Origin of the sequence: Bacillus sp. SDLI1 (assembly GCF_001553895.1) — a bacterium.
GTDB classification, from domain to species: Bacteria; Bacillota; Bacilli; order Bacillales; family Bacillaceae; genus Bacillus; species Bacillus siamensis.
The window spans coordinates 917473-941342 of the sequence record NZ_CP013950.1; the positions used below are offsets into that span (position 1 = coordinate 917473).

General features: G+C 46.3%; 25 protein-coding genes, 1 pseudogene, 3 riboswitches and 1 other annotated feature (1 of these 30 running past the window's edge). Of the genes and pseudogenes, 10 read left to right on the top strand and 16 right to left on the bottom strand.

Annotated features, from left to right (window positions below):
* Window positions 1–2: 2 nt before the first annotated feature.
* The 4 genes from AUL54_RS03955 to AUL54_RS21065 all read right to left on the bottom strand — a co-directional run bounded on the left by AUL54_RS03955 (window position 3) and on the right by AUL54_RS21065 (window position 1768).
* A complete protein-coding gene (locus AUL54_RS03955) occupies window positions 3–557 on the bottom strand; it encodes a YkoP family protein (RefSeq protein WP_060962964.1) in 555 nt (184 codons plus the stop codon).
* Window positions 558–733: 176 nt separating this feature from the next.
* A complete protein-coding gene (locus AUL54_RS03960) occupies window positions 734–1198 on the bottom strand; it encodes a MarR family winged helix-turn-helix transcriptional regulator (RefSeq protein ID WP_007610911.1) in 465 nt (154 codons plus the stop codon).
* A 142-nt stretch (window positions 1199–1340) separates the two neighbouring features.
* On the bottom strand, window positions 1341–1523 hold the full coding sequence (locus AUL54_RS03965) for a Fur-regulated basic protein FbpA (RefSeq protein WP_016936380.1): 183 nt from the start codon (window positions 1521–1523) through the stop codon (window positions 1341–1343).
* Window positions 1524–1612: 89 nt separating this feature from the next.
* The gene (locus AUL54_RS21065; protein WP_101605506.1) at window positions 1613–1768 is read right to left on the bottom strand and encodes a hypothetical protein; all 156 of its coding nucleotides are present in this window, start codon (window positions 1766–1768) and stop codon (window positions 1613–1615) included.
* Between the two features lie 192 nt (window positions 1769–1960).
* On the opposite strand from AUL54_RS21065, the gene tnrA reads away from it, so the two are divergent.
* Window positions 1961–2293: a MerR family transcriptional regulator gene (gene tnrA, locus AUL54_RS03970; protein WP_003154734.1), complete on the top strand. Its 333-nt coding sequence runs from the start codon at window positions 1961–1963 to the stop codon at window positions 2291–2293.
* Window positions 2294–2330: 37 nt separating this feature from the next.
* Here the strand turns inward: tnrA and mgtE are convergent, their stop codons facing one another.
* The 3 genes from mgtE to AUL54_RS03980 all read right to left on the bottom strand — a co-directional run bounded on the left by mgtE (window position 2331) and on the right by AUL54_RS03980 (window position 5684).
* Window positions 2331–3686: a magnesium transporter gene (gene mgtE / locus AUL54_RS03975; protein ID WP_060962965.1), complete on the bottom strand. Its 1356-nt coding sequence runs from the start codon at window positions 3684–3686 to the stop codon at window positions 2331–2333.
* A 234-nt stretch (window positions 3687–3920) separates the two neighbouring features.
* A riboswitch (M-box (ykoK) riboswitch) is annotated at window positions 3921–4086 on the bottom strand.
* A gap of 106 nt (window positions 4087–4192) precedes the next feature.
* Complete coding sequence (locus tag AUL54_RS21070; RefSeq protein ID WP_145930737.1) at window positions 4193–4330, bottom strand: transcriptional regulator SplA domain-containing protein; 138 nt, start codon at window positions 4328–4330, stop codon at window positions 4193–4195.
* Window positions 4331–4421: 91 nt separating this feature from the next.
* Window positions 4422–5684, bottom strand: a complete 1263-nt coding sequence (locus tag AUL54_RS03980) for a glycosyl hydrolase family 18 protein (RefSeq protein WP_060962966.1) — start codon at window positions 5682–5684, stop codon at window positions 4422–4424.
* Between the two features lie 148 nt (window positions 5685–5832).
* A riboswitch (TPP riboswitch) is annotated at window positions 5833–5946 on the top strand.
* 181 nt (window positions 5947–6127) lie between these two features.
* Between AUL54_RS03980 and AUL54_RS03985 the strand changes: the two genes are divergently transcribed.
* From AUL54_RS03985 to AUL54_RS03995, 3 genes are read left to right on the top strand one after another with little or no spacing between them, the layout of a single operon-like run.
* Complete coding sequence (locus tag AUL54_RS03985) at window positions 6128–6724, top strand: ECF transporter S component (RefSeq protein WP_060962967.1); 597 nt, start codon at window positions 6128–6130, stop codon at window positions 6722–6724.
* Window positions 6711–8348: an ABC transporter ATP-binding protein gene (locus AUL54_RS03990; RefSeq protein WP_060962968.1), complete on the top strand. Its 1638-nt coding sequence runs from the start codon at window positions 6711–6713 to the stop codon at window positions 8346–8348. The genes AUL54_RS03985 and AUL54_RS03990 overlap by 14 nt, the downstream gene beginning before the upstream one ends.
* Window positions 8323–9084, top strand: coding sequence for an HMP/thiamine ABC transporter permease ThiX (locus AUL54_RS03995; protein ID WP_060962969.1), 762 nt, complete (start codon window positions 8323–8325; stop codon window positions 9082–9084). The genes AUL54_RS03990 and AUL54_RS03995 overlap by 26 nt, the downstream gene beginning before the upstream one ends.
* A 45-nt stretch (window positions 9085–9129) precedes the next feature.
* Here AUL54_RS03995 and AUL54_RS04000 read toward each other — a convergent pair whose 3' ends face one another.
* The gene (locus AUL54_RS04000; RefSeq protein ID WP_060962970.1) at window positions 9130–9963 is read right to left on the bottom strand and encodes an STAS domain-containing protein; all 834 of its coding nucleotides are present in this window, start codon (window positions 9961–9963) and stop codon (window positions 9130–9132) included.
* Window positions 9964–10182: 219 nt separating this feature from the next.
* Between AUL54_RS04000 and AUL54_RS04005 the strand changes: the two genes are divergently transcribed.
* Window positions 10183–11142 (top strand): S8 family peptidase, encoded by a 960-nt coding sequence (locus AUL54_RS04005; protein WP_060962971.1) that lies wholly within the window; start codon window positions 10183–10185, stop codon window positions 11140–11142.
* A 140-nt stretch (window positions 11143–11282) separates the two neighbouring features.
* A riboswitch (SAM riboswitch) is annotated at window positions 11283–11437 on the top strand.
* An 83-nt stretch (window positions 11438–11520) separates the two neighbouring features.
* Complete coding sequence (gene metE / locus AUL54_RS04010; RefSeq protein WP_060962972.1) at window positions 11521–13809, top strand: 5-methyltetrahydropteroyltriglutamate--homocysteine S-methyltransferase; 2289 nt, start codon at window positions 11521–11523, stop codon at window positions 13807–13809.
* A gap of 47 nt (window positions 13810–13856) precedes the next feature.
* Here the strand turns inward: metE and yeiL are convergent.
* A pseudogene (gene yeiL / locus AUL54_RS04015) lies at window positions 13857–14526 on the bottom strand (transcriptional regulator YeiL).
* An 82-nt stretch (window positions 14527–14608) separates the two neighbouring features.
* On the opposite strand from yeiL, the gene AUL54_RS04020 reads away from it, so the two are divergent.
* From AUL54_RS04020 to AUL54_RS04030, 3 genes are all read left to right on the top strand, one after another.
* Complete coding sequence (locus AUL54_RS04020; protein ID WP_060962973.1) at window positions 14609–15793, top strand: MFS transporter; 1185 nt, start codon at window positions 14609–14611, stop codon at window positions 15791–15793.
* A 120-nt stretch (window positions 15794–15913) separates the two neighbouring features.
* Entirely contained in the window at window positions 15914–16384 is a 471-nt protein-coding gene (locus AUL54_RS04025; protein WP_060962974.1) for a nucleoside deaminase, read from the top strand.
* A gap of 183 nt (window positions 16385–16567) precedes the next feature.
* Window positions 16568–17422 carry a BclA C-terminal domain-containing protein gene (locus AUL54_RS04030; protein WP_060962975.1) on the top strand — a complete coding sequence of 285 codons (855 nt, stop codon included), beginning with the start codon at window positions 16568–16570 and terminating at the stop codon, window positions 17420–17422.
* 15 nt (window positions 17423–17437) lie between these two features.
* Here the strand turns inward: AUL54_RS04030 and AUL54_RS04035 are convergent, their stop codons facing one another.
* From AUL54_RS04035 to AUL54_RS04050, 4 genes are all read right to left on the bottom strand, one after another.
* Window positions 17438–18565, bottom strand: a complete 1128-nt coding sequence (locus tag AUL54_RS04035) for a glycosyltransferase family 2 protein (RefSeq protein WP_060962976.1) — start codon at window positions 18563–18565, stop codon at window positions 17438–17440.
* Window positions 18566–18569: 4 nt separating this feature from the next.
* Window positions 18570–19034, bottom strand: coding sequence for a hypothetical protein (locus AUL54_RS04040; protein WP_060965048.1), 465 nt, complete (start codon window positions 19032–19034; stop codon window positions 18570–18572).
* Between the two features lie 5 nt (window positions 19035–19039).
* Window positions 19040–19654, bottom strand: a complete 615-nt coding sequence (locus tag AUL54_RS04045) for an alpha-helical endospore appendage domain-containing protein (RefSeq protein ID WP_060962977.1) — start codon at window positions 19652–19654, stop codon at window positions 19040–19042.
* Between the two features lie 140 nt (window positions 19655–19794).
* Window positions 19795–20205, bottom strand: coding sequence for an organic hydroperoxide resistance protein OhrB (locus AUL54_RS04050; protein ID WP_060962978.1), 411 nt, complete (start codon window positions 20203–20205; stop codon window positions 19795–19797).
* 136 nt (window positions 20206–20341) lie between these two features.
* Here AUL54_RS04050 and AUL54_RS04055 point away from each other — a divergent pair, with 136 nt between their 5' ends.
* Complete coding sequence (locus AUL54_RS04055; protein ID WP_047475364.1) at window positions 20342–20788, top strand: MarR family winged helix-turn-helix transcriptional regulator; 447 nt, start codon at window positions 20342–20344, stop codon at window positions 20786–20788.
* A 27-nt stretch (window positions 20789–20815) separates the two neighbouring features.
* On the opposite strand, the gene AUL54_RS04060 is transcribed toward AUL54_RS04055, so the two are convergent.
* The 3 genes from AUL54_RS04060 to proB all read right to left on the bottom strand — a co-directional run bounded on the left by AUL54_RS04060 (window position 20816) and on the right by proB (window position 23711).
* The gene (locus tag AUL54_RS04060) at window positions 20816–21241 is read right to left on the bottom strand and encodes an organic hydroperoxide resistance protein (RefSeq protein ID WP_049628340.1); all 426 of its coding nucleotides are present in this window, start codon (window positions 21239–21241) and stop codon (window positions 20816–20818) included.
* Between the two features lie 113 nt (window positions 21242–21354).
* Window positions 21355–22602, bottom strand: a complete 1248-nt coding sequence (locus AUL54_RS04065; RefSeq protein WP_060962979.1) for a glutamate-5-semialdehyde dehydrogenase — start codon at window positions 22600–22602, stop codon at window positions 21355–21357.
* The gene (proB, locus tag AUL54_RS04070) at window positions 22599–23711 is read right to left on the bottom strand and encodes a glutamate 5-kinase (protein WP_060962980.1); all 1113 of its coding nucleotides are present in this window, start codon (window positions 23709–23711) and stop codon (window positions 22599–22601) included. The genes AUL54_RS04065 and proB overlap by 4 nt, the downstream gene beginning before the upstream one ends.
* 69 nt (window positions 23712–23780) lie before the next feature.
* Window positions 23781–23870, bottom strand: a binding site (T-box leader) (it continues 124 nt past the right edge of the window).

A 23870-nucleotide genomic window follows, 5' to 3' on the forward strand; every position in this document is an offset into this window, starting at 1 on the left:
CGTCAGCTCTTTTCAGTCTGATACGTGCACATCAGTTTATCTTTGGAAATGAATAAATAGCAGGAATAAGGAATGTTTTTGAGGGTGAGCTGTTTTTCAGTAAAATATAAAATCGGAATATGTGCCGCTTTTTTAAACAGCCTGTAGCAGCAGCTGGACGGCTTTATTACATCAAATCCGAGTCTTGCCGCCCCTTTATGAAGCATTGTAATGCCGACGACGCCTTTAATCTCGTCTTTCCGTTTATGCTGGTTAATATAATCAGCTAAATGAGGCATGGATTGATAAACCTTCTGATATAGCATAATCCCCCTTCTGACCGCGCTTTCAATAGGCTGCAGCTCTTTCAGGAGTTTGACATTATGAAGATGAATCTTGACTAACACGTCGTTTTTTTTAATTCTGGTTCCGTCGCTCAGGATGACCTCTTTCCCTTTATATCTTGTCAAACGAACGCGGAATACATTCGATTGCTGTTTATCAATCAGCGTCAGCCGGGTAAAGAAGAAATAAAGCGGATCAAGTAAGTACCATATAGTCAGCAGACAGCTTCTCACACGTTCACCTTCTTTATAATCAAAGCACTTTCATATTTTGGCATGGGGCATGTCACATTATGATTGGTAAATAATGATGCCGCCCTGTATCAGCATATGCAAAATCCGCTTCAGGCTCTACCGTAGGACAGAAAAAAACACTCTCCTTGAAGAAGAGTGTTTGTATCCGCTTTCTTTTAACGGAAAAGCAAGTGCTGGCTGTGAATCCCCGCTTTTTTCAATAAGGCTATCAGCTGTTCCTGTTCCTCAGGCATAAGTCCTGAAAACGCTCTCGCAATTCTCAATGAATGAATCGGATAAATTTTGTCTAAATACTCATTTCCTTTATCAGTTAAATGGGCGTAAACAGACCGTTTGTCCTTCGGGTCTTGTTCTCTGACCAAAAACCCGTTTCTTTCAAGCTTGTCGATGACATAGGTGACATTCCCGCTGACAAGCAAAAGACGCGACCCGATTTGCTGGAGCTTTTGCGGGCCTCTCGTATACAGCAGCTCCAAAACGGCAAATTCAGTCGGATTAAAACCGTGTTCTTTACTGTCACGAATGCTGTGTTCAGACACACTTTTGAAAGCCCTTGCAAAAACTTTGTACAAATTCATCGAACGCATTACTTCTTCTTCGTTAAATGATAATCTCATCATATCTACCCCGTATTTAAGATTTTTATAAAAAAATAATGTAAACCCTTACAATTCATAAGAGTCGTTCTTTGTTTTATATTCTATTCGTGCCGTTTTTCAGAATTCCTTCTTTTTTATATAAAAAAATACCCTTATACATCATTTAATTTGTATAAGGGTTTCGTTCTTTATAGGGAATGTTCCGGAAAAAATACGCGTATTCCTTTCTCAGCTCCGTGATTGTCATGGAGTTCAGTATTTCTTTTGTATAGACTCCGATCTGAAGAAGCTTTTTGGAATAATGGTTTCTCTCTTTGTCCAGTGCATTTTGAAACAAATGACTCATGACGCCCTCCTTTGTTTTCCGTTATTCTATGATCAGAATACCGCTTTTATTTCAATGACGTATGAAGCCATTGTAAAACTTATGTGGAATTATGATGTTTTTCGGTAAAGTCCGTTCTGAACGGCTCTGAGCAGCGGAAAAGCGTGTTCCCCGGCAAGCTGCATAAACGTCTCCAGCATTTCATCGCGTTTCATATCTAATTCAATGATTTCTTTTGCCAGCGAAACCGCTTTTTCTTTCTCCATTCATATCCTTCCTCTCATTGTATCTGTAAAGTAAGCATAAAACGGGATACAGAACCATGCATTAACCTTGTTAATTTTTCTGACGCTTTTTTTCTAAAATCTTCTATTTCACGTCAGAAAACCTGACAAGCGTCAGGTTTTTTCTCTTTTTTTCTTATATAATATGAGTAAAAGACATCCAGGGGTGGAAAAATGACGACAGACGAACAATCTTACAAAGATAAAAAAGTAATCTCGATCGGCATTGTAAGCGAATTAACCGGATTGTCAGTCAGGCAGATCAGATACTATGAAGAACGGAAATTAATTTACCCGCAGCGCTCATCGCGGGGAACGAGAAAATATTCCTTCGCGGACGTTGAGCGGCTGATGGATATTGCCAACAAGCGTGAGGACGGCGTGCAGACGGCTGAGATTTTAAAAGACATGCGCAAAAAAGAGCAGGCCCTCAAAAACGACCCGCAGCTCCGCAAGAAAATGCTGGAAGGACAGCTTAATGCTCATTTTAAATATAAAAACCGCTGACAAAAAAAGGTCCGCCTCCTGTGAGACGGACCTTTTTTTATAAAGCATGAAGAAATGCAGTTGCAATGCCGAAATAAATTAATAAGGACAAAATATCGTTCAGCGTCGTAATCAGCGGCCCGGATGCAATCGCCGGGTCTATGTTCAGTTTATGAAGAATAATAGGGACGATCGTTCCGGCCATCGTACCGATAATCAGCGTTGCAAGCAGCGATGAACCGACGACAAAACCGAGCGTTAAGTCTTTCTGCCAGACGGTTGCGACAATCGTAATCGCAATCGCACAGACAATACCGATGTAGATGCCGGCTCTTAATTCCCGGAAAATCAGTTTAAAGATGGTTTTTTTATTCATTTCTTCTTTAGTCAATCCTCTGATAACGACGGCGAGTGACTGTGTGCCTGTATTTCCCGTCGTTCCCGCGATCATCGGCATGAAAAATGCGAGGGCGACGACTTTTTGCAATGTATCTTCAAAATAATTCAGGATGCTTCCGGAAATCAATCCGATAAACAAAAGGAGAATGAGCCACGGCAAGCGGCGGTACGCCGCCACGTACGCTTTCGTATCAAATGTAATCGCCTTACCGGAGGCGGCGAATTTTTCGTAATCTTCATCAGCCTCTTTAATCACGACGTCGATAATATCATCGACAGTCACGATGCCGACAAGCACATTATTTTCTTCAACGATGGGAATGGCTAAAAAGTCATACCGCTGGATCAGCCGGGCGACTTCTTCCTGATCCTGGAGCACCCCTGCTGAGATGACACGCGTAAACATGAGATCCTGCACTTTATCGTCAGGCTCGCCGAGAATTAAATCTCTGTAAGACAGCACCCCGACAAGCTGCTTACTGTCATTAATCACGTACAAGTAGTTAATTGATTCTGCGATTTCCGCAAAGCTTTTCAGCTTCACGACCGCATCTTTTACTGTATAATGCTGCGGAATCCAGACGAAGCGGTTCGTCATCATCCGGCCCGCGGATTCTTGCGGATAGTTCATCAAAAGCTGTACGGCCTTTGATTCCTCGGCCTCCATGCTGGACAAAAGCTGCTCTTTCAGCTCTTCATCCATCTCTTCCAGCAAAGCGGCGAGATCGTCGTTATCCATTTTATTCATTGCGAGAGTGGCTTTCGTTTTACCGACTTTATGGAGAACGGCAAGCTGAAATTCCCGCTCCAGCTCTCCGATCATGTCGGTGATGTCATCAACCGTCATATATGACAGATAGCGGGCCCGGTGCTTTTCCGGCATTTCTTTAAATAAAAAGGCCATATCATAGGGCTGAAGCTCGTCTATCATGTTTCGGAATTCTTTTATTTTTCCGTCCCGCAATAAAATGATAATGCGTAATATGAGTTCGTCATAGGTCATATTTTGGACCATCGGGACTCGTACCTCCTTTACGGAGACGCGCCGTCCGTCAAGGGAAGTGCGGCGGTTTGTCTCCTCATCATGTCGTCACTGGTTATCTGGCTGTATATGGGTACTTCTTCTGACATACTCGAATGGGGAGAATCCATACTCCGCACCTCCTTATCATGCTCAGTCATGTACGTTTTGAGGCATAAAAAAAACCTTCCGAAATGAAGGCGAAAACAAGCACGGCAAATAAACGTGCGGGGCCTTCATTCGTAGAGCTTTAGCACTGTATGGCATAGGACAATCATCCAGCTGCGTTAAGAATCACCTTATGTCGATGATTCCTGTTGACCCATTGGCGTCTTTGGACATTTTTGGGCAGCAGCGTATCTCCATACAGGAGCCTCACCTAACGAAGTTGTTATTTGAATTGACACACTGAGATTACAGAAAAAAAAGGAATGTGTCAACCTTTAAATTGTTATTTCAGCATATGCCTATAAAATAAACGGAATAAAGGCATAAAGCCCTTATTCCGGCAAATCGCTTTCATCCTCTTCTGAAAGTAAATGATAGGATTCATGCAGCATGAGCGCGTATTCCCCTTCTCTTGTCGGGTGCGGTACATACTCAGCCTCGTTGATATACTGCTCTTCCCTTTTCTTCACAGAACAGACCTCCTTTTCAACTTTAGATTGTCCAAAAGAAGATCCGTTATCATAAGAAAGAAAAACTCTCCGAAAAAGCGGGATAATGCGGTTATATTTTTCGGATGGTGAAAAAGTTCCGCAACAGCCACGGACCCGGTTTGAAGCCGAGCGTTAATTGCCACGCGCCGATCGCCTGCAGTCCGAATTCCCGCACGAGAACCATTTTTTCACTCATGCTCCGCACATCCTCGAACCATACTTCATGCGTTCTTCCATTTTCATCCGTATACCGGAAGTAAGGGGAACGATCCCTCTGAGAGTAGCGGATCACTGATTGATATTTCATGGCGGTTTCCATGGCGCGCTGATTGGAGATCGCCGATCCGATCGTCCCGGGGCGGTACGGAATCACCCAATCATATCCGTACAGCGGCACACCGAGAATCACCTTTCTTCTCGGCACTCTGCTGATGGCAAAATTGATGGTTTCTCTGACCTCCGTCAAAGGCGCTACGGGTCCCGGCTCACTGCCGGCGTGGTGCCAGTCGTACGCCATGATGAACATATAATCGACGACGGCTCCGATTCCCCCGTAATCATATCCCCTCAGCCACGGCACCGCTTCATTTGTTTTCGCCGGAACCGATATCGTTAGCGCGAGCTGGTGCTCTGAGAGCCGGGTTTTTAACTGCCGGAGAAATCCTGTAAACAGGTCCCGGTCGGCTTCCCTGATCCGTTCAAAATCAATATTTACACCGCCGTATCCCTTTCTTACGGTCAGGTAGACGATATTATTGACGAGATTCGTTCTCGCCGTCGGGTTCTGCAGGACTTGATGGGCTAATTCCGGGCTGAACCCTCCTTCTGTCAGATTCGTGATGACCGCAAGCGGCCGCACTCTGTTTTGCCATGTGGTTTCTATCGCGGTTCTGTCGTTTAAATCATTCATGATATCTCCGTTTGGGCCAAAATGATATTCAAACAAAGAAATCGCCGATGAATAGGGTGCAAAATCATTAATGAGCTCTCTGTCCGCTTCAGGTGTCCGAATGACGTAAAATTGCAGGGTTCCCGCCAAATAGTTGGAGATATCCGGAATTCTCACTTTTAAACCCGGCCGCAGCCGGTTCGGCGGAATATCCGGGTTTGCCTGCATCAGCTGCATCTGCGGAACATAAGTCTTACTTGCGATAACGGCATACGTATCATTCGGCTGAACCGTATATTCATTAAGAGGGATCAAAAGCGCCTGCCCCGGAACGATATTCGTTTCCTCAAGCCCGTTGACGCTTCTGATGCTGTCAACAGGGTATCCGTACTTTCTGCTGATGGAAAATAACGAGTCACCAGACTGCACTGTATGAACAAACATAGATGTCCTCCGTTTCCTTTTGATCAAAAGGGCTCTTCTTATCTTTATGAATGATCTTCCGGTCCGATTCCAAACTCTGTTTAGAGAAAGGCTGTTTACAAATCAGATATGATCAACTATGATGATGTCATCATAAAAAACTGTATAGGAAACGCACTAGGGGTGCTGTTATCGGCTGAGATAAAACATGCGGCAGGCGTGTTTTGATCCCTTATAACCCGATCTGGATAATACCAGCGTGGGGAAGTGCAGATTGACCGGAGCGCAGGGTTTTTTCCATGCGTTTTCGTTCTGCTGCTGCATATTCCCTCGGATATGCAGTTTTTTATTTTTCATTAAAAAACGGGGGAGGACACCGCAATATGAAACTTACGATCAATCGTCTTTCGTAAAATCAACTCTTTCATACATACGACTATCCGATAAGAAAGCAGGAGATCACAATGAAAAATTGGAAAATGAGAGAAATTGTCGTCATGTCCGTCATCAGTGTTGTATTTGCTGTCGTTTATTTATTATCAACTCATGCAAGCAATATAGCGGCAGGGTTTTTCGGCCGGATGAGCTACGAACCGATTTACGGTATTTGGTTTATCGTCTCGGTGATTGCCGCCTACATTATTCAAAAACCGGGAGCGGCGCTTGTTTCTGAAATCATCGCCGCGTTTGTGGAGTGTTTACTCGGAAATCCGTCAGGGCCGATGGTGATTCTGATCGGCATCGCGCAGGGAATCGGTGCGGAAGCGGTCTTTTTTGCGACACGCTGGCGGGTGTATACCCTGCCCGTGCTCCTTTTATCCGGTATGGGGTCTTCTGTTGCGAGCTTCATTTATGACTTGTTCATTTCCGGATACTCTGTTTTGAATCCGGGTTTATTAGCCGTCATGCTTCTCATCCGCCTGGTCTCAGGTGCGCTTCTTGCCGGCCTTCTCGGCAAAGCAATCAGTGATGCGCTGGCTTACACAGGGGTGCTGAACGGCATGGCGCTCGGAAAAGAATTCAAGAAGAAGAAACAGGTGAACCAAGATGCAGGCATCTGAACCCCTTCTATCGGCCCGCCGTCTTACCTTTTCTTATGAGCAAGATGAGAAGCCGGTTTTTCAAGACGTGTCATTTCAGCTCCGCAAAGGAGAACGGGTTTTATTGCTCGGGCCGAGCGGATGCGGCAAAAGCTCGCTTGCACTTTGTTTGAACGGTCTGTACCCGGAAGCCTGCGATGCGGTTCAAACGGGAACCGTTTCCTTATACGGAACACCTCTTTCGGAGCTGTCAGAACCCGCCGCCCGATCTATCGGCGTCGTGTTTCAAGATCCGGATCAGCAGTTTTGCATGCTGACGGTTGAAGATGAAATAGCCTTCGGTCTGGAAAATTTGCAATATACAAAAGAAGAGATGGACTCAATTATTGAGGATGTTTTGGAAAAATTAGAAATCACTCATCTGAAAACACGGACGATCGCCTCGCTGTCAGGCGGTTCAAAACAAAAGGTCGCGCTCGCCTGTATCATTGCGATGGAGCCGGAACTCATTATTTTAGACGAACCGACGGCACAGCTTGATCCATATTCCGTGCGTGAATTGGTGCGGCTGATCAAAGAACTGCAGGCCGAAAAAGGCTTCGGACTTCTCGTTATCGAGCATCAGCTTGATCATTGGACGCCGTGGATGGACAGGACGATTGTCCTTGACGGAACGGGTCAGAAAGTGATGGACGGAGAGACGGGCGCGATCTTTGAAACAAAACTTGAAGAGCTGACACAGCTCGGCATTCCGATTCCGCAGGTGATCTCATTGCAGAAGCAAGTCAGCATCCCTTTTACATTGTGCAAAGAAAGACTGTTTCAGGAACCTGTACCGCCCTTTCCCGGCCCCTGGCCCGCCGCGCTTTCGACAGAGGACGCGCTGAGTGTTCACGGGCTGTCATTCATAAGAGGAACAGACACCATTTTTCAGGACGTGAGCTTTTCCGTAAAAAAAGGGTCAATCACCGCGATTGCCGGCCCTAACGGAACCGGAAAATCCACGCTCCTGTCCGCCGCGGCCAAACTCATCCGCCCTGTGAGCGGCGACATCAAAATAGACGGCAGACCAGTAGATTCCTATTCGGAAAAAGAGCTTCGGCGGCTGATAGGGTATGTTTTCCAAAATCCTGAACACCAGTTTGTCACAGATTCCGTCATTCAAGAGCTGCTGTTCGGCTTTGAAGACGGTAAAGCCGCAAAGGAGAAAGCTCTTCAGCTCTTAACCCGGTTCGGCCTGAGACGCTATGCCTCACAGCATCCGTTCTCTTTAAGCCAAGGACAAAAACGCAGGCTCAGCGTCGCGACGATGCTTATGCATCAGGTGAAAGTTTTGCTGCTTGATGAACCGACTTTCGGGCAGGACGCAAAAACGGCGCGTGAGTGCATGCTGATGCTTCAGGAGATCCAAAAGGAAGGAACGGCTGTTTTAATGGTGACACATGATATGGAGCTCGTCTCAGATTATGCCGATACGATCCTTGTGCTCTGCGGCACGAAGCTTGTGTACCGCGGAACGCCCGACTCATTGTTTTCTGATCATATCGGAATCGCGGAGCGGGCGCATTTAGCTTTGCCCCTGCGGTATGAATGGATGAAACACGACAGGAGGCGGAGAAATGAACCTGCGGCTGGAGGCTGTTAACCCGTCGATTAAGGCGGCGGCTGTTTTGTTATGCGTTGTTATGCTGTCGTTTATTTATAACCCGTACACGCCTGCTTTGTTTTATATTATCATTGCCGGAGGCGTCCTCTTGGCGGGACATGTGCCGCTGAAAAAATGGCTGCTGTTTACGGTTCCGTTTGTCATTCTTGCCTTCGGATCTTTATGGACAGCCGCCGTATTCGGAAACGTCCCGACAACCGAAAGCAATCTGCTGTTTAAGCTCGGACCGATTGCCGTCAACAGTGATAATGCGGCGCTCGGGATTTCTATCGCGTTTCGTATTTTATGTTTTTCCGCTTTGTCGATGATGTTTCTTTTCACAACCGATCCGATTCTGTTTATGCTCAGTCTGATTCAGCAATGTAAGCTCCCGCCGAAGCTTGCTTACGGCGTGATCGCCGGGTTCCGGTTTCTTCCTCTTCTGAAAGATGAAATCCTGATTATCAGACAGGCGCACAGAATCAGAGGCGCGGCGTCTGATTCCGGGCTGAAAGGAAAGCTCTTTGCCTTCAGGCGCTTTACCATCCCGCTTTTGGCAGGCGCCATCAGAAAGGCGGAACGCACAGCGATCGCAATGGAATCTAAAGGTTTTACAGGGAGCCGAAACCGCACGTTTTACAGAACGGTTACTGTGCGCCGCGCCGACTGGTTCTTTTTCATGCTCGTGCTCCTTTTATTCGGCGCAAGCTGTCTCATTTCACTGTTGTTTGTATAAAAACAGGCCGCCGGAGTGATTCGGCAGCCTGTCTTTATATGTATGTTACTGATGATAATTGAGAGCCTGGGCGAGGTTGGATTTAATCGTAATATCCGAGAAATTAATGCCGAGCTGTACGGCGGTTTGGGCCATTTCCGGTCTGATCCCGGATAAAGTGGACGAAACGCCGATCAGGTTCAGCGCCTCAATTAATTTAAAAATCTGGTGCGCCACCATTGTATCGACAACTACTACACCCGACAAGTCGATTAACAGATGCTCAATCAGCCGGTTTGCACATGTACTCAGCGTATTTTCAAGAATGAATTTGGCGCGCTCCGTGTCAATATCGCCGACAAGCGGCAGAAGCCCCGTCCGATTGCTCAGCGTAATAACCGGCGAGCTTAATTCTAAAATCATTTCTCTTTGTGCATTCAGCTGCATTTTCGAATTATATTCGGCGTGATCGACAAATGTGTAAATCGTAAAATCAAATACTTGAACGATTAAATTCTCCCATCTCTTCCTTTCTCCCTCGGCAAACGAAGATTCATGTTTATCGGCAAACGCATCATAATAACTGATGTACAATCTCCGGTTTCTCATGAATTCACGGACCACATACTGGACCGGGGTATCCAGATGCTTCTGGTCTTTCGCAAGCTCAATCACCCATCGCTCGAACTCTTCTAAAAATTCTTTTTCCGGCATGATATACATTTTATTAATATGCCGGTAAAATTCTTTATCTTGCTCCATCAGCTCTTCTATGATGACGGGATTTGTCAAAGAGTAAATCGAATTCGGATCCGAATCTTCCATCGTTTCAATCCATTCTTTCGCAATTTGATCCACCCGTTCGGAAAAATAGTCGTACAATGCTTCATTTATCTTCATACCTCTTCTCCTTTCCCATTTCCAATTATAGCGTCAGCTGATGCCGAATCAAAATAAAAGCCGTTGAACCATCCAATTATTTGAAATTATTTAGTGCAATAGATTGCGCCTTTTTTATGAAAATGCTTCAAATGACTCTTTCTGAACGGCATAATCTGCCATAAAATAGTAGCAACACCCTTGAATCCACTCGCAAGCATAAAAAAGGAGGGCTTTTTTATGAATGGTGAAATGCGGTTGATTCCTTATGTCACGGATGAGCAGATCATGGATGTGAACGAGCTTCCTGAGGGTATTAAAGTGATTAAGGCGCCAGAATTGTGGGCAAAAGGGTTTAAAGGAAAGGATATTAAAATCGCGGTGCTTGATACAGGCTGCGACATTAATCATCCTGATTTGAAAGACCGGGTTATCGGCGGAAAAAACTTCACCGATGATGACGAAGGCAAAGAAGACGCGATTTCCGATTACAACGGCCACGGGACACATGTTTCCGGAACGATTGCCGCCAATGATTCAAACGGCGGAATTTCAGGTGTTGCGCCGGAAGCGAGCCTTTTAATCGTTAAAGTTCTCGGCGGTCAAAACGGCAGCGGCAAATACGAATGGATCATTAACGGCATCAACTACGCCGTTGAACAAAAGGCGGACATTATTTCCATGTCACTCGGCGGCCCGAACGATGTGCCTGAACTGAAAGAAGCCGTCACAAATGCGGTAAAAAGCGGTGTACTGGTCGTTTGCGCAGCAGGAAATGAAGGTGACGGAGACGAGCGGACAGAAGAACTGTCGTATCCGGCCGCTTACAATGAAGTGATCGCCGTCGGATCAGTCTCAATCGCCCGTAAATCGTCAGAATTTTCAAACGCAAATAAAGAAATCGACCTCGTGGCGCCCGGAGAAAACATTCTCTCCACCCTTCCCAACCATAAATACGGGAAGCTGACGGGCACTTCAATGGCCGCCCCGCATGTGAGCGGAGCGCTGGCCTTAATAAAAGGGCTTGAACAGGACTCGTTTCAGCGGACGCTTTCTGAAGCCGAAATTTATGCCCAGCTTGTGCGGCGTACTCTTCCTTTGGGCATCGCCAAAACATTGGCCGGGAACGGGTTTCTGTATTTAGACGCACCTGATGTGCTCATGGAAAGAGCCGAACAGGCACAGCTGCTGTCTTTCTGATATTTTTCTCATATAATGATTGATCCGCTTGTCAACATCACCAATTTTTAAAATGTGAGATTTTCTATTGACAGTGATCTGAATAAGCTGATAAGATAACCAACAAATGATGTAACTTTTCAAAAAAATTGAAATATTTTCTCTTATCGAGAGTTGGGCGAGGGATTGGCCTTTTGACCCCAACAGCAACCGACCGTAATTCCATTGTGAAATGGGGCGCGTGATTTTTGCGCCGAGACGATTGTCTCCTAAGGCACGGTGCTAATTCCATCAGACGTGATCTGAGAGATAAGAGAGGCTTACATTTTGATGTTAAAGCCTCTTTCTCTCATGAGAAAGAGGCTTTTTTGTTACATCTCACTTAAAGGAGGAGACTTAATGACTACAATCAAAACTTCAAATCTCGGTTTTCCGAGAATCGGCTTGAACAGAGAATGGAAAAAAGCGCTTGAGGCTTATTGGAAAGGAAACACTGATAAAGAAACGTTTCTTAAAGAGCTTGACGGTTTATTCTTATCAGCTGTCAAAACACAGCTTGACCAAAATATCGATATCGTGCCGGTCTCTGATTTTACTCATTATGACCATGTGCTTGATACAGCCGTCAGCTTTAACTGGATTCCGGAAAGATTCCGCAGCATCACGGATCCTGTTGATACATATTTCGCGATTGCCCGCGGTGTTAAAGACGCCGTTTCCAGTGAAATGACAAAATGGTTCAACACCAACTACCATTACATCGTTCCTGAATATGACGAAAGCATTGAATTCCGTCTGACGAGAAACAAACAGCTTGACGACTACCGCCGGATCAAAGAAGAATTCGGAGCGGAAACGAAACCTGTCATTGTCGGTCCGTATACATTCGTCACACTTGCGAAAGGATACGAAGAATCAGAGGCGAAAGCGATTCAAAAGCGCCTTGTTCCTCTTTATGTACAGCTGCTGAAAGAGCTTGAAGCAGAAGGCGTCAAATGGGTTCAGCTTGATGAGCCTGCCCTTGTGACAGCCTCTGCTGAAGATGTCCGCGCCGCAAAAGAACTCTATGAATCTATTACAAAAGAGCTTTCAGGGCTGAATGTCCTCCTGCAGACATACTTCGATTCGGTTGATGCATATGAAGAACTCGTTTCGTATCCTGTACAGGGAATCGGGCTTGATTTCGTGCATGATAAAGGCAGAAACCTTGAGCAATTGAAAAAGCACGGCTTCCCGAAAGATAAAGTGCTGGCAGCCGGTGTGATCGACGGCCGAAACATTTGGAAAATCGATGTTGAAGAACGCCTTGATGCGGCTTTGGATATCCTCAGCCACGCTGATGTTGAGGAGTTATGGATTCAGCCTTCAAGCAGCCTTCTGCACGTGCCGGTGGCGAAACACCCTGACGAGCATCTTGAAAAGGATTTGCTGAACGGCCTGTCATACGCTAAAGAAAAACTGGCGGAACTCGGCGTCTTAAAAGAAGGGCTTCTGTCCGGCAAAGCGGCCGTCAGTGAGCAGATCGAAGAGTCAAAAGCGGCACTTAAAGCTTTGAAAGCATTCGCAACAGGAGCGAACTCAGCTCAAAAAGAAGAATTGAATCAGCTGACAGAAAAAGATTTCTCCCGCCCTGCAAGCTTTGAAGAACGATTGGCGCTGCAAAATGAATCACTCGGTCTTCCCCTTCTGCCGACGACGACGATCGGAAGCTTCCCTCAATCTGCAGAAGTGCGGAGCGCACGGCAAAAATGGCGGAAAAAAGATTGGACGGATGAACAGTATCAAGCGTTTATTAATGCGGAAACGAAGCGCTGGGTTGACATTCAGGAAGAAATCGGCTTAGACGTGCTCGTTCACGGAGAATTTGAACGGACGGACATGGTCGAATACTTCGGTGAAAAACTGGCCGGGTTCGCCTTTACGAAATATGCATGGGTGCAGTCTTACGGTTCACGCTGCGTACGTCCGCCTGTCATTTTCGGAGATGTCGAATTTATCGAACCGATGACGGTAAAAGATACGGTCTACGCCCAATCGCTGACAGAAAAGCACATGAAAGGCATGCTGACGGGACCTGTCACCATTTTAAACTGGTCATTCCCGCGCGTGGATATTTCAAGAAAAGAAATCGCCTTCCAGATCGGGCTTGCCCTCAGAAAAGAAGTAAAAGCGCTGGAAGATGCCGGTATTCAGATTATCCAAGTGGATGAACCCGCGCTCCGTGAAGGACTGCCGTTAAAAACGCAGGATTGGGATGAATATTTAACTTGGGCCGCAGAAGCTTTCCGATTAACGACGTCTTCTGTGAAAAATGAGACGCAGATTCATACGCATATGTGTTACAGCAACTTTGAAGATATTGTCGATACGATCAATGACCTTGACGCTGATGTCATCACAATCGAACACAGCCGAAGCCACGGAGGATTTTTAGAATATCTGAAAGATCATCCTTACGTGAAAGGCCTCGGACTCGGTGTATACGACATTCACAGCCCGCGCGTGCCGGCTACTGAAGAAATCTATCAAATTATCGATGATGCGCTTGAAGTGTGTCCGACAGACCGCTTCTGGGTAAACCCGGACTGCGGGCTGAAAACAAGACAGCAGGAAGAAACCGTTGCGGCATTAAAAAATATGGTCGACGCTGCGAAACAGGCGCGAAAAAAACAAGCTCAGCTTGTATAATGAAAACAGCCATCCCTAATGTGCGGATGGCTGTTTTTTTGAGCATGTTACTTATTCTTCAGCGCCTCTGCAAGTTCACTCAGTGAATCATGCTGCTTAATTTGATAGCCCCGCCCTTCTTTCTGCAAATACCCTTTTTGGCAGAATTGCGTCAGCACATGCAAGAGATGACGGTAAGATACACCTAAATAATCACAAACCGTTACGTGCTTCTCTTTAAAATCCTTCATACGCCGTCTGCAAAATAAAATCAGCAAGCCGATTTTCAACCGGGAACGCCAGACTTTGTGAATACTTTGAAGCCATAAGCGTTGCCTTATCACTTAAAAACTTAGCCAATTCACGCAGAAAATTCGCATCCTGCAGCAATTGCGCGCGGCAGCGGCAAATCGGCAGAGCGAAACAAACAGTCTTCGCTGAGGCCTGAATGCCTTTTGTGTAATATACTTCATGTAATAGTTCCATCTCTCCGATGTAATCATTTTTGTTGATAAAATTAATTAACGATACTTTTCCGTTTTGATGGGTTACATATATTTTCGCTTTTCCTTCAATCACGTAAAACAGGAAGTCCGGCCTCATGCCCTCTTGAATCATCCATTCATCCCGCTGATATTCCCGCACTTCCATATACTCTTCAGCGGGAAAAGAAAATAAATGCGCGATTGAGTGTTTTTCTATCTGATGCCGTTTTTTCTCACCTTTATAAATTTCCATCGTCCACCCCGAAATATATGAGATATCTCATATTATCTTTACGTTTTACATGATAACATGCCAATGAAAAGGAGGAACGGGAATGAACGCATATCGCTGGATGAGTCTGCATTTTTTTAGCTTTTTTATGACATGGGGGATTTTTCTGCCCTATTGGACGGGATGGATGGTTCATATAAAAGGGGTTTCCGTATCCGAAGCCAGTTTCATTATGAGCTTAGGTCTGGCGGCAAGAGGAATTTCCACATTGCTTTTCTTTCCTTATTTATCCGGAAAATTCAGCAGCAGAGCCATATTGAACGGAGCCAGAATCGGTACGCTTCTTGCGCTTTTATGTTATATTCCGGCTGACTCTTTTCAAAGCCTGCTTCTTGTCACATTAGGGCTGCATGTGTTTTATCCGGCTTTGATGCCTGCTTTGGACAGCGCTTGCGGCGTTTTGGTACAGCATAATGAATTAAGAGATTACGGAACCAGCCGGCAATGGGGGTCCGCCGGATTTGTTTCAGCCGGCGTCATCCTGTCCGTCTTTACAGGTATATTTGGAGATCAAGTGATTTTATGGGCACTGCTTTTGGGCACTCTGATATTCGTATGCCTCAGCTTTATGCATGCGCCCGCTGTTCTTTCAAAACGGCCGAAAACAGATTGTACAAAAAAAGAGGGCATGCTTGCCTTATTCCGCATCAAACATTTCGGTCTGGTGCTCGCAATCGTTATCTTGCTGCAGGCGGCACATGCGTCTTACTACAATTACGGTTATCTCTTTTTGCAGGAAATCCATGCACCCGCATATGCAATCGGAATCATCATCAACATCGCCGTCATTGCGGAGATCATTTTCTTCGCAATCGCTGACCGATGTTTTCATCAATTTACGGCTGGTGCTTTGCTCGCTTTGGCTGCGCTTGGTGCAACCGTACGCTGGATACTCGTATTTGCCTTTCCGCATGTCATCATTTTCTGCCTCGCGCAGACGCTGCATGCCTGTTCATTCGCGATGGGACACTATGCATTTATGAAATATTTAATTAAACATATTTCCCCTGCGCAAGTCCCGAAAGCCCAAGGCATATATTCAGCGCTTGCGCTCAGCTGGAGCACTGCGGTATTTACTATTTTCGGAGGTTTTTTATATGAAATTGAACCCCGGTACGCCTTTATCGGAATGATTGTTTGTACGATCCCCTCTATGCTTCTTGCCCTTTTATACAGAAAACTGGAAATGAAAAAGAGAGTTTTTGCAGGACATGCACAAGATATATAGACAAAGCTTTCTTTATATATATGATCCCATTTCCGGCTGTTATTTTGACCGATTTGCCAATGTTTTAAGATGTATCTTCCGCTATAGTTAAAGTAATCGATCAACCGAGGGGGATTTGAGATGAATCAGCATATTTCATTTTTAAAGAGGGCGGTCACGCTGGCAGTTGAGAGCGTAGATGAAGGCGGAGGGCCTTTTGGCTGCGTCATCGTTAAAAACGGCGTCATTATCGCCGAAGGGCGGAACAATGTGACCTCCAGCAACGATCCGACAGCCCATGCTGAAGTAACAGCGATCCGGAATGCGTGCCGGACGCTTCAAACATATCAGCTTGATGATTGTGTGATTTACACAAGCTGTGAACCCTGCCCTATGTGTTTAGGCGCCATTTATTGGGCGAGGCCAAAAGCGGTATATTACGCATCCAGCCACTCAGATGCTTCTGACGCAGGCTTTGATGACACCTTCATATATGATGAAATCAAGAAACAGCGGACGGAGAGATCAATTCCTTTTTATCATCTCAGCTTCTCCGATCATACCGCGCCCTTTGACGTCTGGAAAACTTCCGCCCGCAAAAAAGTATATTAATCCAGAATAACCTGCTTACAACGCAGGTTTATTTTTCGTGAACGCAATTGATTCATTAAGGTCATTCTTTCAGAAAAATGGACAGCACAAGTGAATATATTGATACAGTACTGCTTTACGCTTTTTTTCGGGGACTTTATACGTAATGAAGACATTTTCTGTCAACTCATAAGGAGGGACATTGTGTCACAGCCTAATTTACCTAACATCACCCCTGTCGTGACCCATTTCAGAGACGATACCATTGACCTTCTTCTTTCATCAATTGCTATGGAAGAGCTGGGAATGGCACATATTCTGAATGCGGAAGGAGAAAAAATCCAATATGCGCTCGGAACGATTCCCGGATTAACAGGGCCGCCGTCAAGTCTTGCGGATATTTTGAACTTGAATGAGAGCGTCCGTCATACGCTTGACAGTTTAATGAAACAGGAGCTTCTTCTCGGTTCAAAATTGGACAGTATCTCAAATATCTCTGCACTGGCGGGGCCGACTGGGGCAATCGGGCCTGCTGGAACGACGGGGCCGACCGGGCCCACAGGCAGCACTGGTGCTGCCGGAGCCACCGGACTGACTGGACCCACTGGTATCACTGGAGCCACCGGCGCTGCGGGTGTTACCGGAACAAGTTTAACGGCGACTTCCGGATTTGCAAGTAATACGGGCGGCGGTGTTGTCGCTGTTGTTATCGGCGGCACAGCCATTTCCTTGCCGAATGATCAAAACCTTTCCGCAGATATTACGGCTAATGCTGCTAATACTATGTTTACCGTTGCGCCGGCAGGGCGGTACTATATCTCCTACCAGATTAATTTAGCAGCCGGCCTGCTTGTAAGTTCACGGATCCTGATTAACGGCGCCCCGCCTGCAAGTTCAATTATTGCACCTGCCGTGTCATTGGCAAACTTCACCAACTCCTTCATTGTGAATTTGACAGCAGGCAGCACCATCCAGCTTCAGCTGTTCGGATTATTAGGTGAGGCGGCATTGCTTGGAGGAAGTGCCGGTGCGGCGTTGAACATTATTCGATTATGTTAACGGAACAAAAAAGGATCAGGCGTTTGTCCGCTGATCCTTTTTTAATTGTGTCAGAAGTTCTTGTGCAGGTTTAAATTGAGGATTAAATTTCACGGATTTTTTGGCGTAAGCGACGGCCGTCATATCATGGTTTAATGCAGCATGGCATTTCGCCATATGATAAAAAGCTCTGAAATCGCCGGCACCTTTTAAATGTAAGTGGCCAGCATTTTCTTCTTCAATCTTCGTTCCGTTTTCAAATGCTTTGATCGCCGCTCTGTACTTTTCCAAATGATATAATATAAGGCCCTTATAATAATGAAGATTGCAGTAATCAGGATAAAGCCTGAGCACCTTGTCAATCCCTTGCTCCGCTTCTTCATACCGTTTCAGTTCAAGCAATATTGTATATTTTAAATGATACAAGAGAGACGGAGGCATTCTTTTTTCACTTAAAAATTGAAAAATTGAGCCGTTGACAAGATGTAATGCTTTTTCATAGTCTTTTATTCTATAGCATTCGCTTGCCAAATGATAAATAAGCCACGGATCCGGATTTTCCTCTGAAAGCTCTTCATTTAAAATGCTGATATTCCGTTTATGTTTTTGTTTGATCTTTTCTTCCTGCTCCAAATAACCGTAGTGATGAATCACACAAGGAAGCGTAAAAAAAGCATTGTTTTCTTCCTCATTGGAAGAGGTGATATTTTCGTGTATTCTGCCTTGATACAGAAGGCCTTCATGATTACGGAACAGTCTCGGCTGCATGCTTTCAAACGCTTCATTTTCATCCAGCTGCTTCCCCGTGTAATTGATGATTTTTAAAAGTCCCCGGCTCGGTAATTCATCATGAAGCAGCGAAGTGATAAAGCGGCCGCTCTCTTGATCGAGCTCTTCATCCGCGTCAAGCATTAAAATCCAATCCCCTTTTGCATGCTGCAGGCCGTAATTTCTCGCCTTGGCGAAATCATTCTCCCATTCTAAATCAAACACTCTGGCCTGAAAACTTTTGCAGATATCTTTTGTATTATCTTGTGATCCGGTGTCTACAATGACGATCTCGTCCGCAATATCTTGTACACTTGATAAACACCGGGAGATATATCTCTCCTCGTTTTTTACAATCATGCAAAGCGTCAGTTTACATTCAGCATTTCCGCTCATGTTCTCACCTTTCCCGCTTTTGGAGTTGTTGATTGAACCAAGGCTTTTCAGGTGTGCCGTTCATCGTTACGAAGACAGGCCGCCCCCATCTGACAGCAGGTTCGGCAGATGATTCCGGATCCCATTCCCGAAGCTGCCTGACCGCCCGTTGCGTAATGGGATGCGTCCGGAATTCTGGCGGGCTTTCAGAAATGAATTTTTTCGTTCGTTCCGTCACTGTCTTCATTTCATGAAAGTGCCGCTCATACATTCGCTTCTGCTCTCTTTCCATGCTGATCATTAAAAACAGCCGCCCGCCTGTTTCCGCCTGCCAGCGGCACAATGCGGAGAACAGCCTGATTTCTTCTTTGTAATTTGAATCCTTTCTTTTATCAACGGTCACAGCTAATATATGTAACAGCGCAATTGTGAGACAATGCATCGCTTCAAAAGATGTCTGTTTCGCTTTTGAGAGGCTTTGATACGGCATATGCTTCACCCATCTCTTCCTTTTGAACGCTCCCCGCCTTTCCTCCGCCATTCGCATTCCTCACACTCCTCGCACTCACAGCAGCCAATGCGGCCGTAAAACAGACCGTCGCACGGATCTTCAGGCGGAGGATTCGGAAAGCGCGGATCACATGAGTCGCTTGGGTTGTCGCACGGGTCATCCGGCTCATCACGATCCCAAGGTTCATCTGGGTCCCGCGGGTCATCCGGATCATCACCATCGCAGGGTTCATCTGGATCCCACGGGTCATCCGGGTCATCAGGATCGTCCGGGTCACTCGGATTGCTTCGGTCGTCAGGATCCATGCAGGCTTCAGAATCCTGTAAGTAGATAATGTCCTCAAGCTTCGTCTGCAAAAGGAGCTGGGATTTCATGACTGTGCGCAGAAGCCGTTCGGTGCTTCGATTGATGGCTGACAATTCCCCCAGAGAAGGATCACAGGAAGCGCCGAGAAACGTTTGAATTCGATCTGCTTCCGCCTGCAGAATATGGGATAGTCCGATTTCTTCCATAGCCACAGATGAAAGAAGGAAGTTCAAAGTCTCACATTTGGAGAGTGTAATGTCGGGGGTGATGTTCGGGATATTTGGAAGAGACATCGATTTCTCCCTCGTTTCTCTTGGTGTCATTATGCAAAAGTGCTATATCGTATTCTTATTCCGGGGGAGAAGAGTTCATTACTGATGTTTTCGTTAATAAAATATCCCGGATTTTATATCCGGGATATTCGTTCGTTTAATTATTTGAGTTCAAGTTTTACGTCAACATTTCCTCTTGTCGCTTTTGAATACGGACAGAACTCGTGAGCGGCGTGTACAAGCTTCTCCGCCGTTTCTTTATCAAGGTCTTTTGTATCAATGACGAGCGTTACGCCGATTTTGTATCCCCCGTCACTCTCATCTTTTAAAAGGCTGACCTGCCCTTCAATTTCAGAGGTCATGTCGATATTCTGTTTTTTGGCAGCGAGCTCAAGCGCTCCCCCGAAGCAGGCAGCATATCCTGCCGCAAAAAGCTGTTCAGGGTTTGTGCCCGTTTCTCCGTCTTTTTTTGCATTCGGCATGATGATGTCAAAATCCAGCACCCCGTCTTCGGATTTAATATGTCCTGACCGTCCGCCGACTGCGGTCGCTTTTGCAGTAAATAATGCCATAATTATCAGCCTCCTCATTGTACTTATTGTTTATATTACCCATGCTCATATTTTTAAACATATTAGAATAGGAAATGGGCCGTTTTTCGGCTACAATAGGGGTAACGTTAACAAACAAAGAGTTGGTGAAGAAGTTATGGCAGAAAAAGAATTTGAACATATGAAACTGGAGAATCAGCTTTGCTTTTTGCTGTATGCAAGCTCAAGGGAAATGACGAAACGGTACAAGCCGCTGCTTGATAAGCTCAATGTGACCTATCCGCAATATTTGGCGCTTCTTTTATTATGGGAGCATGAAGAACTGAATGTAAAACGGATGGGTGAGCTTTTGCACCTGGATTCAGGAACGCTGACACCGATGCTGAAACGGATGGAGCAGCGCGGAATCATTATAAGAAGGCGGTCGCCTGAAGATGAGCGCTCCGTGACGATCAGGCTGACAGATGAAGGATGGGCCATGCAGAAAACGGCGGCGGATATTCCCATTGCCATGCTGGAACAGACAGGACTGTCAAAAGAGGAATTAAAGCAGGTAAAGCAGTCGCTTTATGAGGTTTTGAAAACGCTGCACGGCGTAAAATAAGGATGCCCATTCGGGGCATCCTTATTTTTATTCTGCTGCCAGAAGCTTTACTTCTATATTTCCTGCCGTCGCTTTTGAATACGGGCAGACACCGTGCGCTTTTTGGATAAGTGCTTCCAGCTCCTGTTTCTCAATGCCGGATGCTTTAACCTCAAGCGTAACGCCGAGTTTATATCCTTGATCTGCTTCATCTTTCAGCAGACTGACATGCGCAGTGACCTCTGTTTCAATACTCAGGCGCTCTTTTCTCGCTACGAGCTGAAGGGCGCTGTCAAAGCAGGCTGAGTACCCTGCAGCAAACAGCTGTTCAGGGTTTGTGGCGTGTTCGAGACGTTTCGCTCTTGGCGTTCCCGGCATGGCAACATCAAGATTCAGCACACCGTCAGAAGACGTGACTTTTCCCTCCCGTCCGCCGGCGGCTGATACTGTTGCTGTAAATAATGGTTTTGTCATGTGAATTCACCTCTTTTATATTTTGTACAATTAAATTTTACACAATATATAGTGAATCGTCAATCTTTCTGTATAAAAAAAGCCTACCCTTTTTTCAGGATAAGCTTAAGAGACTATACTCGAATTTGTCCGTTTCCTTTGATGATGATTTTTGTAGATGTTAACGCCGGAAGCCCCATCGGCCCTCTCGCGTGAAGCTTTTGCGTGCTGATGCCGATTTCGGCCCCGTATCCGAATTCAAAACCGTCTGTAAACCGGGTTGAAGCATTATGATACACGGCAGCGGCGTCTACGGCCGTCTGGAAGTATGCCGCATGCTCGGCGTTCTCCGTCAGAATGGCTTCTGAATGGTTTGTGCCGTACTGCTGAATGTGGCGGACAGCCTCCTGTACGTCCTGCACCGTTTTCACACTGAGAATCGGCGCCAGGTACTCCGCTCCCCAATCGGCTTCTTCTGCTTGTTTCGCTTGAGGTTCCAATCTGCAAATCACCTGGTCTCCTCGGAGCTCCACCCCTTTTTCTGTCAGCTGATTCAGCAGCTTTCGCCCGTGTTCTTCGGCCCATTTTTCATGAATCAAAAGAGATTCAATCGCGTTGCAGACGGAAGGACGCTGTGTTTTGGCGTTGATGACGACTTCGCTTGCCATATCTGGATCTGCGGACTCATCTATGTACACGTGGCAGTTTCCCGCTCCGGTTTCTAACACGGGTACGGTGGATTCCCTGACCACAAGATCAATTAAATTTTTGCCGCCGCGCGGGATCAATACATCCAGCCCGTCATTTAATGTAAAGAGCTGTTTGGCGGTTTCTTTGCTTGTATCTTCTATGAGCTGAACGGCATCAATCGGAAGCTTTGACAGCCCAAGTGCGCGTTTCATCACACTGACAAGCGCTATGTTGCTGTGGACGGCGGAAGAACTTCCTCTGAGCACAACCGCGTTTCCGGTTTTCAGGCAGAGTGTGGCCGCGTCTACGGTAACGTTCGGTCTGGCCTCATAGATCATGCCCACTACTCCGAGGGGCACGCGGATTTTTTCAATGGATAATCCATTCTCTTTTTGAATGGTCTCCAACGACTCACCGACGGGATCTTCAAGACCGATTAACAGTTCCACAGCGTCCGCGATATCGAGCAGGCGTTTTTCATCAAGAGTCAGCCTGTCAATAATGTCAGGTGTCAATCCTCTTTTCTGTCCTGCTTCAATATCTTTCTGATTCTCTGTTAAAATCAGCCGGCGTTCATTTCTGAGTCCGTCTGCGATACATTGGAGCGCTTCGTTTTTTTCAGCCGTCGTTTTCATGACCATTTCGGCAGCGGCTGCTTTTGCCAAGGCTGCTTTTTGCAATACTTCACTCATTTGTTTTCCCCCTCGTCAAATAAATTCACCCAATCATCTCTGTGAATCACTTCCACCTGCTTCGTGTCCGGAAGCTGATCGCTCCGCTTCCCTTTAGCTTCTAAAATCTCATCGGATGAGTACTGCGTCTGGCCTTTTCCGATGATGCCGGCGGGCCCTCTGACTTCCACCACAGCCCCTTTCGGAAAACTGCCGCAGACATCGGCGACACCGGCCGGGAGCAGACTTGACCCGTTATGGATCATCGCCTGCTCCGCTCCCCCATCAATGATGATTTCTCCTGATATCGGAGAATGAAACATGATCCATTGCCGTGTGTTATTCACTGAGGACAGCTCTTTATCGCCGATATATGTGCCGTCACCTTTTCCGTCTAAAATCACCCTCAGTTTTTCCCGTCCGGAGCCGGTTCCGATAAACACCTTCACTCCAAGCGACAATGCGGTCTGGGCGGCGAGAAGTTTTGACTTCATGCCGCCGGTGCCGACCTTTGAGCCTGTTGATCCGGCATACCCGAGCAATTCAGGTGTGATGTCATTCAGATAGTCAAACCGCTTTGCGTCCGGGTTTTCATTCGGATTGGCATCGTACAGGCCGTTAATGTCTGTGAGAATCATTAATTGGTCTGCATGAATCAAACCGCTCACAAGCGCCGACAGCATGTCGTTATCACCGAACGTCAGCTCTTCGACAGATGTGGAATCATTTTCATTGATAATCGGCACGACTCCCCGCTCCAGCAGCTCCATTACCGTAGCGTACGCATTTCTGTACCGCTCTCTTTTTGAGAAATCATTTCTTGTTAATAAAATTTGCGCCGGCGTCAGACCATATCTTTTTAAATGGTCCATGTATTGCTGCATTAAAAGCGTCTGGCCGACCGCGGCAGCCGCCTGCTTTCCTTTTATCGTAACGGGGCGCGACGGATAGCCGAGAGCGGAAAAACCCGCGGCCACAGCGCCTGAGGTAATGAGAATGACTTCATGCCCGTCTTCTTTTAATAATGAAATGGCTTCCGTATGCTCTTTGATTTTGGTTTCATCAATGCTTCCGTTACTGTTGGTGAGCGAGCTGCTCCCGATTTTCACAACAATTCTTTGCTTTTTCATCGTTTCTCCTCCGTGGCAATCAATCCAAACCGGCTTTCTTCAATAAAAAAAGCCCATTCCGTCCTGAAAAATAAGGACGAAATGGGCTTTCCGTGGTACCACCTTGTTTGAACGCGTTTTGCACGCGTCCCGCTTTCCTGTAACGCCAGGTTATCGCGC